Source organism: Syntrophothermus sp. (assembly GCF_013314835.1).
GTDB lineage: Bacteria > Bacillota > Syntrophomonadia > Syntrophomonadales > Syntrophothermaceae > Syntrophothermus > Syntrophothermus lipocalidus.
Genome location: NZ_JABUEX010000017.1, coordinates 38012 through 54182, shown reverse-complemented (window position 1 = coordinate 54182; position 16171 = coordinate 38012). Strand labels below are relative to the sequence as shown.

12 protein-coding genes and 1 pseudogene are annotated in these 16171 nt (G+C 53.4%); 6 read left to right on the top strand and 7 right to left on the bottom strand.

Going from position 1 to position 16171, the window contains the following annotated elements:
* The first annotated feature begins 417 nt into the window (after positions 1 to 417).
* Positions 418 to 2630 (top strand): annotated as a pseudogene (locus HPY90_RS07155) (diguanylate cyclase).
* A 365-nt stretch (positions 2631 to 2995) separates the two neighbouring features.
* Here the strand turns inward: HPY90_RS07155 and HPY90_RS07145 are convergent.
* From HPY90_RS07145 to HPY90_RS07115, 7 genes are all read right to left on the bottom strand, one after another.
* Positions 2996 to 3232, bottom strand: a complete 237-nt coding sequence (locus HPY90_RS07145; protein WP_287192918.1) for a DUF2283 domain-containing protein — start codon at positions 3230 to 3232, stop codon at positions 2996 to 2998.
* A complete protein-coding gene (locus HPY90_RS07140; protein WP_287192915.1) occupies positions 3217 to 3537 on the bottom strand; it encodes a hypothetical protein in 321 nt (106 codons plus the stop codon). Before HPY90_RS07140 ends, HPY90_RS07145 begins: the two co-directional genes overlap by 16 nt.
* A gap of 158 nt (positions 3538 to 3695) precedes the next feature.
* On the bottom strand, positions 3696 to 3956 hold the full coding sequence (locus tag HPY90_RS07135; protein ID WP_353733643.1) for a hypothetical protein: 261 nt from the start codon (positions 3954 to 3956) through the stop codon (positions 3696 to 3698).
* 158 nt (positions 3957 to 4114) lie between these two features.
* Positions 4115 to 5317: an ABC transporter permease gene (locus HPY90_RS07130; protein WP_287192913.1), complete on the bottom strand. Its 1203-nt coding sequence runs from the start codon at positions 5315 to 5317 to the stop codon at positions 4115 to 4117.
* The gene (locus tag HPY90_RS07125) at positions 5304 to 5993 is read right to left on the bottom strand and encodes an ABC transporter ATP-binding protein (protein WP_287192911.1); all 690 of its coding nucleotides are present in this window, start codon (positions 5991 to 5993) and stop codon (positions 5304 to 5306) included. The genes HPY90_RS07130 and HPY90_RS07125 overlap by 14 nt, the downstream gene beginning before the upstream one ends.
* A complete protein-coding gene (locus tag HPY90_RS07120; RefSeq protein WP_287192909.1) occupies positions 5990 to 7237 on the bottom strand; it encodes an efflux RND transporter periplasmic adaptor subunit in 1248 nt (415 codons plus the stop codon). Before HPY90_RS07120 ends, HPY90_RS07125 begins: the two co-directional genes overlap by 4 nt.
* 22 nt (positions 7238 to 7259) lie before the next feature.
* The gene (locus HPY90_RS07115) at positions 7260 to 7967 is read right to left on the bottom strand and encodes a YIP1 family protein (protein ID WP_287192907.1); all 708 of its coding nucleotides are present in this window, start codon (positions 7965 to 7967) and stop codon (positions 7260 to 7262) included.
* A gap of 278 nt (positions 7968 to 8245) precedes the next feature.
* Here HPY90_RS07115 and HPY90_RS07110 point away from each other — a divergent pair, with 278 nt between their 5' ends.
* From HPY90_RS07110 to HPY90_RS07090, 5 genes are all read left to right on the top strand, one after another.
* On the top strand, positions 8246 to 8527 hold the full coding sequence (locus HPY90_RS07110; protein ID WP_287192904.1) for a type II toxin-antitoxin system Phd/YefM family antitoxin: 282 nt from the start codon (positions 8246 to 8248) through the stop codon (positions 8525 to 8527).
* A complete protein-coding gene (locus HPY90_RS07105) occupies positions 8527 to 8973 on the top strand; it encodes a type II toxin-antitoxin system VapC family toxin (RefSeq protein WP_287192901.1) in 447 nt (148 codons plus the stop codon). The genes HPY90_RS07110 and HPY90_RS07105 overlap by 1 nt, the downstream gene beginning before the upstream one ends.
* A 352-nt stretch (positions 8974 to 9325) precedes the next feature.
* The gene (locus HPY90_RS07100; protein WP_287192898.1) at positions 9326 to 11014 is read left to right on the top strand and encodes a DUF4153 domain-containing protein; all 1689 of its coding nucleotides are present in this window, start codon (positions 9326 to 9328) and stop codon (positions 11012 to 11014) included.
* 105 nt (positions 11015 to 11119) lie between these two features.
* Complete coding sequence (locus HPY90_RS07095) at positions 11120 to 14194, top strand: EAL domain-containing protein (protein WP_287192895.1); 3075 nt, start codon at positions 11120 to 11122, stop codon at positions 14192 to 14194.
* 421 nt (positions 14195 to 14615) lie between these two features.
* On the top strand, positions 14616 to 16169 hold the full coding sequence (locus tag HPY90_RS07090) for a class I SAM-dependent DNA methyltransferase (protein WP_287192892.1): 1554 nt from the start codon (positions 14616 to 14618) through the stop codon (positions 16167 to 16169).
* Positions 16170 to 16171: the final 2 nt, after the last annotated feature.

Here is a 16171-nt window from a genome sequence, read left to right as displayed (position 1 = left end):
TTCCGGCTGAAACAGACTTTGAAAAGACGACGTGAGTCAAACCCTGAATAACTCGTATTATTTTTTTACCCCAGGTGGTCAACTTTTTCACGAGCACAGTGGTCAACTTTTTGATTGACAAGGACAGGTATTTTCTGCGCATTTTTGTTGGCCATTTCTTGTGTATTTTATTTTACCGGTTACAACAGGTCCATTGACAAAGACAATTATCACGTGCACAACGAATACATTCCAGAAACAACGAATACTCCCTTTATGATTCCAGGAAACTGGAGGTAGTGAAAAAATGAATGGGTTATCGGAGGGGGTAACGTTCCCTGTTCTCCAAGATTATCTTGAGCGGCAAAAGGTTCTCTACATTCCTGCCTGCGGTACATAATGGCAGGAATGTTTTTTTATGGGTGAAAAGCCTGTTTTATGCCTGCAGCAGGCTTGCCGGAGGTGGTGAGCATGAGCTCGCGCACCGTTAACAAGGCTCTAATTGCCGGCCTGATTCTGATTTTTATCCTGCTGGCCGGCTTTGTGCTGTTGCAGGTCGCCAAAGTGTCGGTAAATCTAAACCTGATGTCCGTCACGGTGGACAAAGTGGTCGTGGCAGGCCGACTGCACGACTACGTACTCAAGCAGTCGTATGCCATGAACTGCTACATGCTCTACCAAAAACCCGCCTACCTGGAAGAGTTCCGCCATTACGCCAGCCTCAGCCGGCAGGAAATAGAGGAACTGCAGCAGGTTGTCCGGCCGGCGCGAAAACCCCTGGTAGAGGAAATCCTGTCCCGGCAGCAAAAGTACACCGAATTTTGTGAGAAAGAAATCATTCCCCTGGTAGATCGGGGGGACATTGACGAAGCGGTCCGCGCCAGTCTGCAGAGCGGCGCAGTAGTCATGATTGATGAAATGCTTGAACGGATTGATAATTTACAGAGGATGCGGGTGGCGGACGCCTTCGCCATAAACAGCCAGGCCACCACCTATATCAGACAGGCCCTCTGGTGGGGATGCTGCGGCGGACTGCTCGCCCTTTCCACAGGCCTTGTACTCGGCTTCCTGGTAAACCGCAGGCTGGTCCTGGAAAACCTCATCTACCGGCTCATCCTTTTGAACTCCAGAAACGCCGTGATCGTGGTGCGCCGCAACGGCCGCATCTACCTTGTCAACCGGGTGGCCGAAGAGATCTTCGGTTGCAGGCGCGAAGCAGTGGTGGGGCTACCCTTTGAGGCCGTCTTCACCGGCCGGCAACAGCCGGGCGAGGTGGCCTTCAGCTACCCGGTGACTGCAGTTCTGGCGGCCGGTGAGGACGCCTGCAGTGTAGAGAAAAGCTACGTCACAACCGACGGCCGGCACTATAGCCTACTTACCGACTGCCTGCAGTTGCGCGATGAGGGCGGGAAGCCGCACGGCGTCATGCTGATCATCAGGGACATCACCGAGCAAAAGGCGTTAGAAGAAAAACTGCAGAGCCTGGCCGTGCGGGACAGCATGACCATGCTCTACAACCAATCTTACCTGAAACAGGCACTGGAACGCGAAGTAGCGCGGGCACTCGAACAGGGCGGCCGGGTAGCCTTCCTGATGATGGACGCGGACAACTTCAAAGACTACAACGACCTGTTCGGCCACCCCGCGGGTGACGAACTGCTCAAAAAACTGGCCCGCCTGCTGGAAAAACATGTGCGCCAGGTGGATATCGTTGGGCGCTACGGCGGGGACGAGTTTGCCGTAATCCTGCCCGGCGCGGACCAGGCGGTAGCGGTGGAAGTGGGAGAGCGTCTGCGTCGGGCGATCGCGGAATACCCCTTTCCCTATCAAGAGTTGATGCCCGGCGGCAGGATCACTGTCTCCGCCGGGGTGGCCTGTTTTCCAGATGATGCAGCCAGCGCTGCCGAACTGATCAGGCATGCCGACGAAGCGATGTACAACGCCAAGCGCAACATCAAAAACAGGGTGGAAGTCTGGTTTTCAGCTTTCAAGGGACTTGAGTCGGACTGGCCGGGCGAACGGGACTTGTTGTACAACATCGGCGGTCTCCTGGCCATGGTCAACAACAAGGACCGCTATACCTATGGCCACTCCGAAATGGTGGCCCATTACGCCACCGCTTTGGCTCAGGCGGCGGGACTGGCGCAGGAGGAGGTAAAAAAAATCAGATTGGCCGCCTTCCTCCACGATCTTGGCAAAGTGGATATCCCGGAAGAAATCCTGAACAAACCCGGGCCGCTGAGCGACGCGGAGAAGAAGGTGTGCCAGTGCCACCCGGTTACCGGCGCCGACATCGTACGGCAGATCAAATCCTTAAAGAGATAGTGCCCCTGATCCGGCACCACCACGAGCGCTACGACGGGCAAGGCTACCCCGACGGTCTGGCCGGCGATGAAATCCCTTTAGGCGCCCGCATTATTGCCCTTGCCGACAGTTTTGATGCCATGATCACCAACCGCCCCTACCGCCGGGCCAGGACGTACCAGGAAGCCATAGAGATAGTCAAAAAAGAAGCGGGTCGACAGTTCGACCCACATCTGGCCGAGCTTTTTGTTACCAAATGTGTTGACGTTAAATCAATCGGCACAGGGTGGGAGACGGAGTCCGTTCAAGAGGAGCCCGCGCCACCGGCCGGGCAGCAACCTTCATGACCATACCGCCTTTTCAATCCTGGCAGTTCGACTGCCCACAAAAGAGCCGCCTTTCCCGGAGTAAATCTACAGGCTGCGGTTTCTAAAAGGGTCGTGCTTCGAGCCCAGCGTGTTCTCCTGTGGGGAACAAACTCTGCGACAACTCCGGGTAGCGCAGGTACAGGCATAGATTAGCAAGGCAAGGCTCAAGAATAAAAACACAAATGCATCGAAGTCTGTGTCAAGATCTAGTAGGTATCTACATAAAAATTACACCTGGCTGCGTTATCATAATGCTTTCGAGCCGGCATCGCAATTCTTGGATATTTTAATTGGTGGACGCAATAGAGATTTTACTTTGCTGCTTCTGCTTTTACTCTAATTAGTTACCGCTTGCTCGCGTTCAAAATGGTCACACCAACCACTTCGCCTCCCCGGTAGCGCACCACGATGTCGTCCCCAACGAATTCACTGTCGTCGGCAGCAACGGGCTGCTCGGTGAAGTGCACATAGAGAACGTCTCCTACCGGGTCGTAGGATGCCCGCAGGATGGGGAGGCCGGACCTTACGACCGCTTGCGATACCGTCTCGGCCAGCTTAATATAGCTCATTGCTTCGGCCATACAATCGCCCTCTTTTCCAGTTGCCTAACCTTCCGGGTTAGGAACGCTGTTATGATGAAGCCGTCACCAGGACCTGTTTCCCTGTACACCACTACCAGGAACTTCCCGGCCGTTATTTCCCGGATGGCCAACAACTCACCGCGGCTCCCTAACAAAACTTTAAGGGGGCTCCTGACGGTGAGAAGCACTTCCCGGCGCAGTTCTTCGAGTTCCGGATGTTCCTCGACTATATGCTGCCACCGTTCCTCTGACAGTCTAATCCAGATACCGGAAACAGCATGTGTTCCCATCCTCCGCTCAGTCACTATTCTCCAGCTCCCGTTCTATAATTTCAGTCTAGCAGAAATTCGGCAGGTCAGCAATGCAAACGCATTAATATGTTGGTGCAGCGGCAGTTGCACCAACAAGACCACTTCGGAGTGTTTCGATACAGGAACAGCCACGTGTGGCGCGGTTCCGTCAATCAGAGCAACACCCAGGGCGGGAGCCACGACAGCATCCAGTGAGTCATTATCGGAGGAGCAACAGTGAAGCTCAATATCATAACCGCGGTTCCGCAGGTCCTCTCAAATCCGTCGCATGAAAGTGGACTTGCCAGTACCCGGCCCCCCTTGATCACGAAAATCCTGTTGGCATCCGGTTCAATAATGTTATCGTAGAAGGAGTAAAATCCAAGGCAGGTATTTCCTCCCGGAAAAACCATTTTGACTTTTCCCTTTTCCAAGCCGATTCCTCCCCTTATCAAAATCAACAAAGGCCCTTCAAAAACACAAAGGCGCCTGCGGAGACGCCTTTGCCTCTATTTCATCTTTTTTAATCATTGTCTTGATTATTCCGCCCAGGAGGGTCAGCCGTAAGGTATACTTGCAATCAAAAGGCAATTTAAAGCTGGCGCAGGGCCTCCGCCGGGCTCAAGGCCGCAGCGCGGCTTGCCGGGTAAAGGCCGAAAAAGAGCCCCACGCAGGTGGAAAAACCGAAGGCCAGCAGTATCGTCCAGAAGGAGATCAGCGGCGGCCAGTGGGCGAGGAGGGCGACAGCGACGGAGCCGCCGGCTCCAATAAGAACTCCCAGGGCTCCTCCTATTAAGCACAGGGCAACGGCCTCAAACAGGAACTGCTGCATGATGTCCCTCCTGCGGGCGCCGAGGGCCATCAGGAGGCCGATCTCACGGGTGCGCTCGGTTACTGCCACCAGCATGATATTCATCACCCCGACACCGCCCACCAGCAGGGCAATACCCGCAATCGCCCCGATGATCAGGGTCATCACCGACGTCACCTTGCTGACTCTAGAAAGCTGTTCTTCCATGGAATTCCCGACGTAATGCACACCGGAAGCGGGATGCCTTTTATTGAGGATCTTCAAGCTGTCTTCGATAGCCTGGGGCAATGCCTCTTTCGAAACCGCCACCCCGCACAGCTGAAAGATCACCCTGGAGTTGAGGATCTCCTGGGCGAAGGTAATCGGCAGATAAACCGTTTGGTTCATCATGCTCAAGATGGAGGATGGGGGTTTCTGCATGACCCCGATAACCGTGGCCGCAACGTCCTGGATAAAGATCTGCTTTCCGAGGGGGTCCGTGTCCGGGAAAAGCTCCTTCGCAAGATCTGCATCCAGCACCGCCACCCGGGCATGGGCGTCCACATCGATATTCGAGAGGAACCGTCCTTTCTCGACCTTCATGTTAAGGGCATAGATCAGGTCCGGAGTCGTCCCGTAGAGCTGAGACAGGAGCGGTTTTCCCCCGGAATGCGGCCGCCTGACATCGATCATGCTGGCGTAAGACAGAGGAGCCATTTTTTCCACTGCAGGCGAGAGTTCCTTGATCAGGGTTGCGTCCTGCAGCCGGAAGGTGTCGGAGGTAGGAGCCTCACCACGCATAACGTCCACCGTAACTTCAAAATAGCGGCTGCTTCCCAGGGACTCGAGCTGGGAAATGATAACCGCCTGCCCTCCCTGTCCGATGGCCACCACTGCGATCACCGCAGCAATGCCGATGGTTATCCCTATAATGGTCAGGGCCGCCCGCAGCCGGTGGGCAAGCAGGTTTTCGCCGACCACCTGGGCAAGGTCAGTGAACCTCATCTTCTACCGCTTCCTCCCTGATCAACGATCCGTCCCTGAAGTACAGGATGCGACCGGCATATCTGGCGATGTCCGGTTCGTGGGTAACCAGAACAATGGTCCTTCCCGACCTGTGCATTTCCTTAAAAATTCCCATGATCTCGTGGCTGGAACGGGTGTCCAGGTTGCCCGTGGGTTCGTCGGCAAAGATCACCTGGGGATCGTTGGCCAGTGCCCGGGCGATCGCCACCCGCTGCTGTTCCCCGCCGGACAGCTCCGGGGGTTTATGCCTGAGGCGGTGCTGCAGCCCCACCATCTCCAGGAGCTTTGCAGCCCGTTCCCGGCGCTCCCGGCGCGGCAGCCCGGCGTAGATCATGGGCAGTTCCACGTTGCGCAGGATGTTGTAGCGGGGGAGCAGATTGAAGCTCTGAAACACGAAACCGAACTTCCGGTTGCGCAAATCCGCCAGCTCCTCCTCACTGTAGGAAGCGACGTCCCTCCCGTCGAGATAATACTCTCCCCCGGTGGGGCGCTCCAGACATCCCAGCAGGCTCAGGAAGGTAGACTTTCCGGAGCCGGAGGGGCCCATCACAGCCACAAACTCCCCGGTTTGGATCTCCACCGTCACACTGGCCAGGGCCGTCACCGCCGCCGTTCCGCTGCCGTAGATCTTCTTCAGGTCGACGACCCTGATCACTTGGCTCCACCGCCGATTTCCCGCACCGGCTGCCCATCCCTGATCCCTTTAGGGTTCAGGATCAACCGCTGCCCGGGCTCGATGCCGGAACGGATCTCCGTGTAGAGTTCGTTGCTGTATCCGACCGTAACCGCCCGCCTGCGGGCGCGTCCGTCTTCAATGACAAATACCGTCCTGTTGGGGCCTTTACCGACAACAGCCTCATTGGGAACAAGAACGGTGTGGTGCGGCTTGACCCGATAGATGACCGCATCCACCGTCGCCCCCGGTTTGAGTTCCTGCCGGCCTTGAAGGATTTCGATATAAACCTTCACCACATTCTCCGATTCCCTGGCACCGCTCCTCACCACCGCCGGGGAAACCCGGGAGACTTTTCCCTTAAAGGTTTTACCCGGTGCGCCTGCCCAGTTCAGATCCACATCCTGTCCCGGGGCAATGCCGCCGATGTCCTGCTCGCTGACCTCGGCCACCACCTCCAGGGCGTCCGGGTTACCCACGGTCAATACCGGCACCCCCGGTTGCAGATAACTTCCCACATCGGAGCTTATCTGCAGCACTACCCCGTCGATGGGAGCCGGAAGCCGGCCTTTGTCCACCATCTGGCGGGCTTTCTCCAGGGCTATCTGCGCCTGTTGCAGCCGGGCCTGCTGGATTTCAATGCGATCTGCGCTGTCCTCCCGGAGGGCCTGCAGGCGGGCGGCGGCAGCTTCTTCTTCTGCCTGGGCACGGGTGTACGCCGCCTCTACCTCTTCATATTCCGCCTGGGACACTGCCCCCTGTTCCAGCAGGTATTTATAACGCTCCAGCTTCTTGCGGGCCGCCTCGGCCGCCACCCGGCTCGCCTGGAGGGCGCTCTCAGCCTCTGCCAGCCTCTCCGGTTTGGCCTCGTCATACGCCTGCTCCAGCTCCACCCGGGCGATGTTGTAGGCCGCCTCGGCGTCCTTCAGATTTTGTTCGCTATCGGTCAGGTCCAGCTCCCCCAGGGACTGCCCGGCAGTCACCCGGTCCCCCTCCTTCACCCGGAGGCTCACCAGCCGGGCGGCGTAAGGAGTCACCACCTCTGCGGGGTTCACCGTCTCCACCTTCCCCGTGGCCAACACCTTATCCTCGTAAACCCGCCGCACGGCCACACCGGTTTTTACTTCCACCGCAGAAGCTCCGTAACCTCTGTAAACGGCCGCCACCACCACGGCCACCATCAACAGAGCACCGGAACCTATCAGCAGCCATCTGGTCTTCGACAACACCGATTCTCCTTCCCTTAGATTAAAAGCCGATTCCGGCGGGAACCTTCGCCAGGGCGTAGAGGGCCGTCACCACCGTATAGACGAGCCAGGATCCGAAAAGCAACGCGAACACCCCGCCGTAACCCCTGCTCTTCATGGCGGCGGCACCGCCGATCCCCCACAGTAAAAGGCTCCACCAGACAAAGGGGTTGCACCCGGTAAGGAAGAAATAGAGAAAGCTCTTCTGATAGGGGAGAAAGGCGGCCAGGCTGAGGCTTATCTTGGCAAAGTTTTCGACCGGAGCGCCTATAACCACCGCGGTACGTATGAGATTGCCGATGAGAACGGGGAGATAACCGTAAACGGCCACTGCGAAGAGGGCGCCGAATCTCGTTCCCCGGGCTCCGAACAGGTCGTAGATCTTCAGCAGAACCGCCACAACCAGCCAGAGAAACCAGGGCCCCGCCAGGGCGGCCAGCACACTGGCCACCGTGGCGGCGATCACCGCCACATTCTGGCCCGCCGCCAGCTGCTCGGGCGGGAGCTGAACCACCCCACTTTTCAGGGTCCATAAGGTGAATTCCCGGATCTTGGGCAGCAGCACGAGGGTCAGCAGCACATTAATCCCGCAGGCCAACAGGGCCGGTTTGAAAAAAGCAGGCTGCTCCACCATCTGCTGGAATACTCCCCCGGGGTTCGTCAGCACGGCAAAAAACCACTTCATTACCCGCTGCCTTTTATCATCCATCTTTGACCCCCCGCTTTATTAAATGCTTGTTCTATTCGCCGAAAACACATTCATTCCCTCTTGGAAAAAAATAAAAGAATCGGTTATTATCACGGCAAGATGATGTCAGCTATTAAAGGATCTTTGTTCTAAAAACATAGTATACTGCTACTAAGCCACAGAGTAGCCATATCAATAAGTTCAGAGCTGTTTCACCAGCTTGACATAAGGAACCACAATGTCTACATTGGTATTGTAGTAATAGTAGTTCTTTACTCTTACCATGAGGAGTGAATAAGGTGGCAACCACCAGGATAGGCATCCGAGAAGCGAAGATGAATCTCAGCAGGCTTATAAAGGAGGTACAAAAAGGCAAGGACATAATCATCACCGATCGTGGGAAAGAAGTAGCCAGGCTGACTGGGATTCCCAAAGAAAATCTATCTCTGGATGCCCGGATACAAGAGATGGTGAAAAACGGGGTTTTGGAGAGCGAAAAGAGAAACCTCCGATCTCTTCCGCCACCGATTCCATTAGAAGGAGACGTGGCGCAGAGGCTTCTGGAGGAGGACAGAGAATAATGCCGCCGGATTCCGTACTGTACTGGGACAGTTCAGCGGTGCTTTCTGCACTGATAAAGGACAGACACAGCGATCAGGCTTGGGAGTCAGCGCGTAAAAAAGCTTATCACTTGATATCCTCGCTCGTGGTAGCTGAGGTCCACGCCGTTTTGAACCGCATGAACCGCGAGGGTTACCTGGCAGATATCCTCGTGAAGGCTGCATTGGAAGCTTTTTCCCAAGGTCCGTGGCGTTTGGTTCGCCTTGATCCTCTGCCTTCTGACATAGCTTCCTTGGCGCGGAAATGGCCTTTGCGGGGAGCCGACTTATGGCATCTGGCTTTGGCCGTGAGGTTGAAACAGGATCTGCCAGAACTAGGCCTTCTCGCTTTCGACAGACGCCTGAATGCAGCCGCATGGGGTGAAGGGCTTTGGTTATCGGTCGGTGACGGTTCAGTTGGACGGTGAATCGTAGAGCGATGCCAACCATATTTTGCACAGCCTGCTTTTTGCATAATTGTAATTCTCCAGGCAGGATTGTTGCGACCTTAGTCGAACGGTGTACGTATGTTTAAGTGTTCTATAAGCTACAAGACCGGTTCAGTTTATTGCTGGGGGAGTGGAGGGCCAGGATTTGAATGCTTTCTTAGGGAAGATTATTAAATTATCAACGGATGCGCTCAACGCTTTCAAGAAATTCCCGGCTGCGATGCTCAGCGCGCTGGCGTTTGCTGTCGTAACCATAATCAGGATTAATCTTGATTGGCCGTAGCAGGAACCGTACAATTTTCTCTTCAATTGTCTGCATTTGTCGCTAGCTTTGGGCGCGATTTTCAGTCTGGCGGCTATAACGGCGGCGCAGACTCTTTATAGTAAGAGGAAAGCATTTCTGCTCGCCAACTTACTGGGCATCTTGGCAGCAGTAGTGACTTTTCTCGCCTTGTATTACTTTGGTGGGACTGATCCCGTCTCGACCGGACACCGGTACAGGGTGGTTTCTAGTCTTGCTGCCGCCCGGGTCAGTGCGGCTATGCTGGTAAGTTTCTTGCTATTTGTAATGCTGGCCGGGTACCCAAAGGACCAGTCTGATTTTGCCCGGTCCTCATTTATGACTCTGAAGGCTATTTTTATCGCTTTGATCTACGGTGGAACCATCATGGCCGGGCTTTCTGGGGTGGCGGGAGCGGTTCAGGCCTTGCTATACAATGCTATGAGCGAAAAGGTCTACATGTATATAGGAACCCTGAGCGGTTTCCTGGCTTTTGCTATTTTCGTCGGTTACTTCCCTGACTTCCGAAGAGGCGTGGCAGATCCGCGCCGCGAGGAAGCTCAAGAGCAGCCTCGTTTCGTAGAGGTATTGTTCTCCTCCATTATGATCCCCATTATGATTGCCCTGAGTGTGGTTCTTTTAATCTGGACAGTCAAATCATTAGTAACCGGAGTGGCAGTTCCGTTCAGCCGGCTCTCGTCGATCGCGACTAGTTATGCGATCGGAGGTATTTGGCTACACATAATGGTAACCCATCATGAATCCAATCTGGCCCGATTTTACCGGCGGTTCTATCCATACGCGGCGTTGGTGATTTTAGCTTTCGAGGCCCGGGCCCTTTGGATACAACTCAGCGCTTCTGGTCTCAAAACTTCAGAATACTGGTTCATTATTATCTGGATAATGGCGGTAGCGGGAGCAGTGTGGCTGATAGTTAAAAAGGATAAAGCCCACCAACCGATAGTCGTCTTGGCTTGCGTCCTGGCGATTTTCTCGGTTTTTCCCGTCATCGGATATCATGCGCTGCCGGTGGCGTTTCAAGTCAACCGCCTGCAGAATCTGCTGGTGAGCCAGGGTATGCTTAAGGACGGCAAACTGGTGCCCGCGGCTACCGAACCTGAATTATCGGTCCGCGAATCGATAACCGACGCGGTAGTTTTTCTTGCTGCTTCCCAGGACGTAGACTTGCCGCCCTGGTTTGACAGGGATCTAACCTACAATGAGACATTCAAGGCCAAGCTGGGATTCGAGCAGGCATGGCCCAAACCAGAAACGCCGGACATTGGCGGGGATTACATGGCAACTATCCTTCACAGACCACCTGGAGCGGTTGATATCAGTGCTTATCGCTGGGCAGTGAGTTCCCAGGAGAACTACGGAATAGAGCAGAATCCGGTAACGATAAATGGCGACCGCGGTTCTTACCGAATCTACTGGAACATTGATCCTGCCTACGAAATTCCAACCCTGAGGATCACACTCAATGACAAAGAAATCCTGAACGAAGACATGAACTCGTACATTGACAGAATAGCTGAAAAATACCCGCCGGGCCGCGGTGTGCAACCGCAGGTGGGGAATGATGATGACATGATTCTGAAATTGGAGACCCCTGAAGTGAAGGTCATGTTGGTCTTCAATGACATCGAAATATCGGTCGATCCCCGGGACGATATTATTCGTCACAGCTTGAACCTGGACGCCCTATACTTGCAGGAAAAACCATCTTTACAACAATAAAAAGCGATTTAAGCCTTTCCTGGATCGACGGTTCGGCCTAAGAAGTGAACTGCTTTAGAGATGGTCTCTCAAGTACAAAACAAATAGAGCAAGGAAGGTAGCGCCATGAGTCTTCCTACAGTATTCTCGCTCGTTTACCTAGCTGCGTTCTTTACATACTTCTGTTTCGGTGCTTACGTACTGTTCCTGAACAGCAGGGCCCTCACCAACCGGTTGTTCGCTGCGGCGTGCTTAACGCTTTGTGTATGGACCTTTACATATTCCATCGTAATATCGGCGCCGGATTATCACACTGCGCTTTTTTGGAGACGCTTATCAGCTCTGGGTTGGGGCACTTTCCACAGCGTACTCGTCCATCTCTGCCTGAGTATGACCGGACGGTATAGACTACTTTCAAAACCGTGGGTTTATTTCTTGCTCTACGTGCCTGCGATAATAAACGTCTACGTTTTTGGAGCAAGCGAGGAATGGTCTTCCGTCCAGCATGTCCTAGTAAAAACAGGCACGGGCTGGACAAACGTCTTTGCGAACAACTTGTGGGATTTGTACTTCAACGTATACTTCGTAGGCTTTGATGTCGCAGCCATATGGCTCCTCTGGCGTTGGCGCTGCGAAACTGAGGACAAGAGGGAAAAAACCCAATCCCGCATATTGCTTTTTTCTTTCTTGCTTGCTTTTGTCTTGGGCGCTGCTTCCGACGTTTTCCTGAATGCTTATACCCCGCTTAAAGTCCCGCAATTAGCGTCTGTCTTCATAATCATCCCCATAGCTGCCTTTCTTTACTGTATCAAACGCTACGGTTTGATGTTGCCTGTAGAAAGTAGGATAGCAGAAACGGGGCGTATTCTGAGCGAGATCCAGAGGCGGCAGGTTTATTTCTTCATAGGAGTGGCGTCAGGGGCAGGGGGGGTGTTTAATCTCCTGCTCTATTTCGTATGGGGAGTAGACCTCCAAGTGATGTTGTGGATAAGCTTGGTGATGTTTGCCTGTTGCCTGCTAGTGTTGTTTCTCCCCTTCCTGCCGTTGCCCAGCGGCGTTCAAGACACGGTCATGGCGGCGGTGGTAGCTGGTTTCGTCTTTTCCATGACGTATTACACGAAAAACATCAACGCCGCCAACATTGTTTGGTCGTTCCCCCTGCTCCTCATGTTGACGGCTTGTGTCTTTTCGGCCAGACGCATCCTCATAACCATCGTAGCTGCTGCTGTAGTCACGGAGCTCTGGTTATGGTTAGAACTGCCCAGAAAAGAGCTGACCGTTGGGCCTTTCGAGCACATGTCAAGGATTATCGTCTACCTCTTCGGAGCGTTTTTTGCTTTTCTGGTAAACCGTATCTATATGCAGAGGCTGCAGGAAAACGAAGAACAAGTTGGCCTGCAGCAAGTTATTTCTAGTATGTCCGCGGATTTTGCCACGGTAAGCACCGAAAATTTTGATACCAAGGTGGGTAAAGCACTCGACACCATCGGGAAACTTTACCGAGCAGACCTGGCTCATCTCGTTATTTTTTCAGAGGATAACAAGTCGGCGGTCCGGGCCTACGAATGGCGCGCCGACAGCACTGACCCTTCTAGCACTCCGTTTGACCGGCGGGATTCCTATCATTCTTGGCTGACGGAGCAGCTTAAAGAGAAAAAGCGCTTGTTCATGCCGGATATCGAGAGGGTGCCCGAATTACCCCCTGAGAGCAAAAGGCTTCTTCTGGCATGTGGTACCAAGTCGATGCTGGCTGTTTATCTCGAAAGCAGCCACCGTCCGATAGGATATTTGGAAATTCAAGCTCTATCGCAAGATGCCCAATGGCGTGCAGACCATCTGGAAACCCTGCAAATTATTGCTAATATTTTGGCTCATGCCTTTGCCAGGATAAAGTCCGAACAAGAAGTTTATCGTTTGGCGTATTACGATTACCTTACCGGGCTTCCCAACCGGTTTCTTATGTGGGATCTGTTAGAACAAGCGGTATCGACGGCTGCGGCACAAGGCACATCAGTCGGCATAATACTCATCGATTTGCACTCCTTTAAGGAGATAAACGATACCATCGGCCATGAAGCTGGGGACATGCTGCTGAAGAAGATAGCTCAGAGTATAACCGACTGTGTCCGACCGGGTGACGTAGTGTGCCGGTTTGGAGGAGATGAGTTTGTTGTCGTTATGACCGGTGTGACTGCCTACAATGTCCTGTCTGACACTGCTGAACGGATTATAGAAGCCGTGCGAAAACCGGTAATGATCCATAACCAAGAGTTCTTTGTCAATTCGAACGCCGGTATCTCGGTATACCCTTTGGATGGGAAAAACCCGGAAGACCTTGTTAAGAATGCAGATCTGGCTATGAACGCCTCTAAGGAGCGAGGCACGAACCGGTATGCGTTTTACTCCCGCGAGATGAGGGGAGAAATACAGCAGAAGACGATACTTATCAACGGGCTTTATCGGGCTCTGGAAAAGCAAGAACTGCTCCTCTACTACCAGCCTCAAGTAGATATTTTGACTGGCAGGATTACGGGCGTAGAAGCCTTGATTCGGTGGAACCACCCGGATTTAGGGATGGTCCAGCCTTCGGTTTTCATTCCGCTCGCAGAGCAGTCGGGCCTTATCCACTCGATAGGCGAATGGGTACTGAGAACCGCCTGCGAGCAGAACAAGCGCTGGCAGGATATAGGACTGCTTCCGATCAGGGTTGCCGTTAACCTGTCGCCAGAACAATTTAAGAACCCGAAGTTGGTAGCGATAGTCAAGAACGTGTTGGAAGATACACGTTTACCCCCGCAATACCTCGAATTGGAAATCACTGAAAGCGTCGCGGTTAAGGAAGCAGAAACTGTTATTAGGTCCCTGCGCCAACTCAAAGAACTGGGAGTTTCAATTGCTATCGACGATTTTGGGAGTGAATACTCTTCGCTGGGTCGTTTACGCTCGATGCCGGTAGACAGGATCAAGATGGCGATGTGCTTGATACAGGACCTTCCCACTACTCCAAAGGATGAAGCCATTGCCAAGGCTATTTTATATCTTGCCAGGAACATAGGGGTGAGAGTAGTCGCCGAGGGCGTAGAGACAGAGCAACAGCTCGAGTTTTTGACCAGGTGGAGCTGCCGGGAGGTTCAAGGATTTTACTTTTATAGACCTATGCCAGCAGAAAAAGTCGAAGAGATACTGAGGCAGGGGCAGTAGGCGGTTCTTGTGGTTGATTCTGGTTGATCCAAAGGATTAGCAAGCTTGTCGGCTGTCAGACATATTTCGACGCAATCTTTCCACTGGAAGCGGGCGTATTGAATACGAAGCCGCCTTGATGGCTCAGAAAGGCCTTGAACCCTCCGAAATCCGCCGCAGGTCAGAGAAATTGATTCCCAGGGTTGACACCAGTACGAAGGCTTGATTTCAGTGCGAGAAGGGTGAACCGTATAGTATTAACCTAATATATTGTGGCTATTATTGGTGCTAGCGCTACATACAGGTAAGCAGAGAATTACCGGTAAACCATAAGGGGTTTTTGGCAGGGAAATCAAGATATCTAAACGAATTATGCAGGATTTGGGAAACCAAAGGAGAACTTCTTATTGAGCTAAGTCGAACTATTAACGAGGTGCAGACAATGCCGTCAATCAACAATGAAATAGAAAAGAAGCTGTGGAACGCGGCAGACCAATTAAGAGCTAACTCGAAATTAAAGGCTTCAGAATACTCGGTTCCCGTGCTTGGGCTGATATTCCTGCGCTTTGCCGATCACAAGTTCAGTATGGCCGAAAAGGAGCTGGCTAAAAAGGCTAAGGCAGGTTCAAGGCGTGTTATTGGCAAAGCTGACTATCAAGCCAGGGGGGTTATGTACCTTCCAGAACAGGCGAGATATTCTTACCTCCTGAAGCTGCCGGAAGGGGAGAATATCGGGAAGGCTGTGAACGAAGCCATGAAAGCCATCGAAGCCGAGAACGAAGACCTTAAGGATGTCCTTCCCAAAACCTATACCCGGCTGGACAACGATACACTGATAGCTCTACTAAAAACATTCTCCGAAATCCCGATGGACGTCGAAGGGGACGTTTTTGGCAACGTATATGAATACTTTCTCGGCGAGTTCGCACGTTCAGAAGGGCAGCGGGGCGGGGAATTTTACACGCCCACTTCGCTGGTAAAGCTAATTGTCGAGGTCATCGAGCCATACCGAGGACGCATCCTGGACCCGGCCTGCGGGTCAGGCGGCATGTTTGTCCAGTCGGCCCGGTTTGTCCAGAATCACAAGAAAAACCCCAGCAGTGAGATATCCATCTACGGGCAGGAGAAAGTGGCCGAAACAGTCAGACTGTGCAAGATGAACCTCGCGGTCCACGGGCTTTCGGGGGACATTCGTCAGGCCAACACCTATTACGAGAATGTACATAACTGCATAGGCCGGTTCGACTTTGTCATGGCTAATCCCCCCTTCAACGTGGACGGCGTGGACAAAGAGAAGATCAAAGACGACCCGCGTTATCCTTTTGGGCTTCCCACTGTCGATAACGCTAACTACATCTGGATCCAGGAGTTTTACAGCGCTTTAAACGATACTGGACGGGCGGGTTTCGTCATGGCCAACTCTGCCAGCGATGCCAGGGGTTCTGAACTCGAGATAAGAAAAAAGCTCATCCAGGACCGGGTTGTGGATGTGATGATCACCATCGGGTCTAACTTCTTCTATACCGTTACTCTGCCATGCACCCTCTGGTTCTTCGACAAGGGTAAACGGCAGACCGAGCGGGGTAATAAAGTGCTGTTCATCGACGCGAGGAACATCTATCGCCAGGTGGACCGGGCCCACCGCGAGTTTACCCCGGAACAGATCGAGTTTATCGCCAATATCGTACGCTTGTACCGGGGCGAGCCGGTGGAGACCGTAAATGGGTCGGATGAAATGCTCGAGGATAAGTTTCCGGAAGGCAAATATGTGGATGTGCCTGGCCTGTGCAAGGTAGCGACTATAGAGGAAATCGAAGCCCAGGGCTGGAGCCTCAACCCCGGCAGGTATGTTGGTGTGGCTCAGAAGGAAGAGGAAGACTATGATTTCACGGAAAGGCTGCAAGAGCTGAACGAAGAGTTGGAGCAGCTCAACGCCGAGGCAGCGGAGCTGGAGGAAAGGATAAGGGAGAATATGAGGGAACTGACGGGGGCATAGTG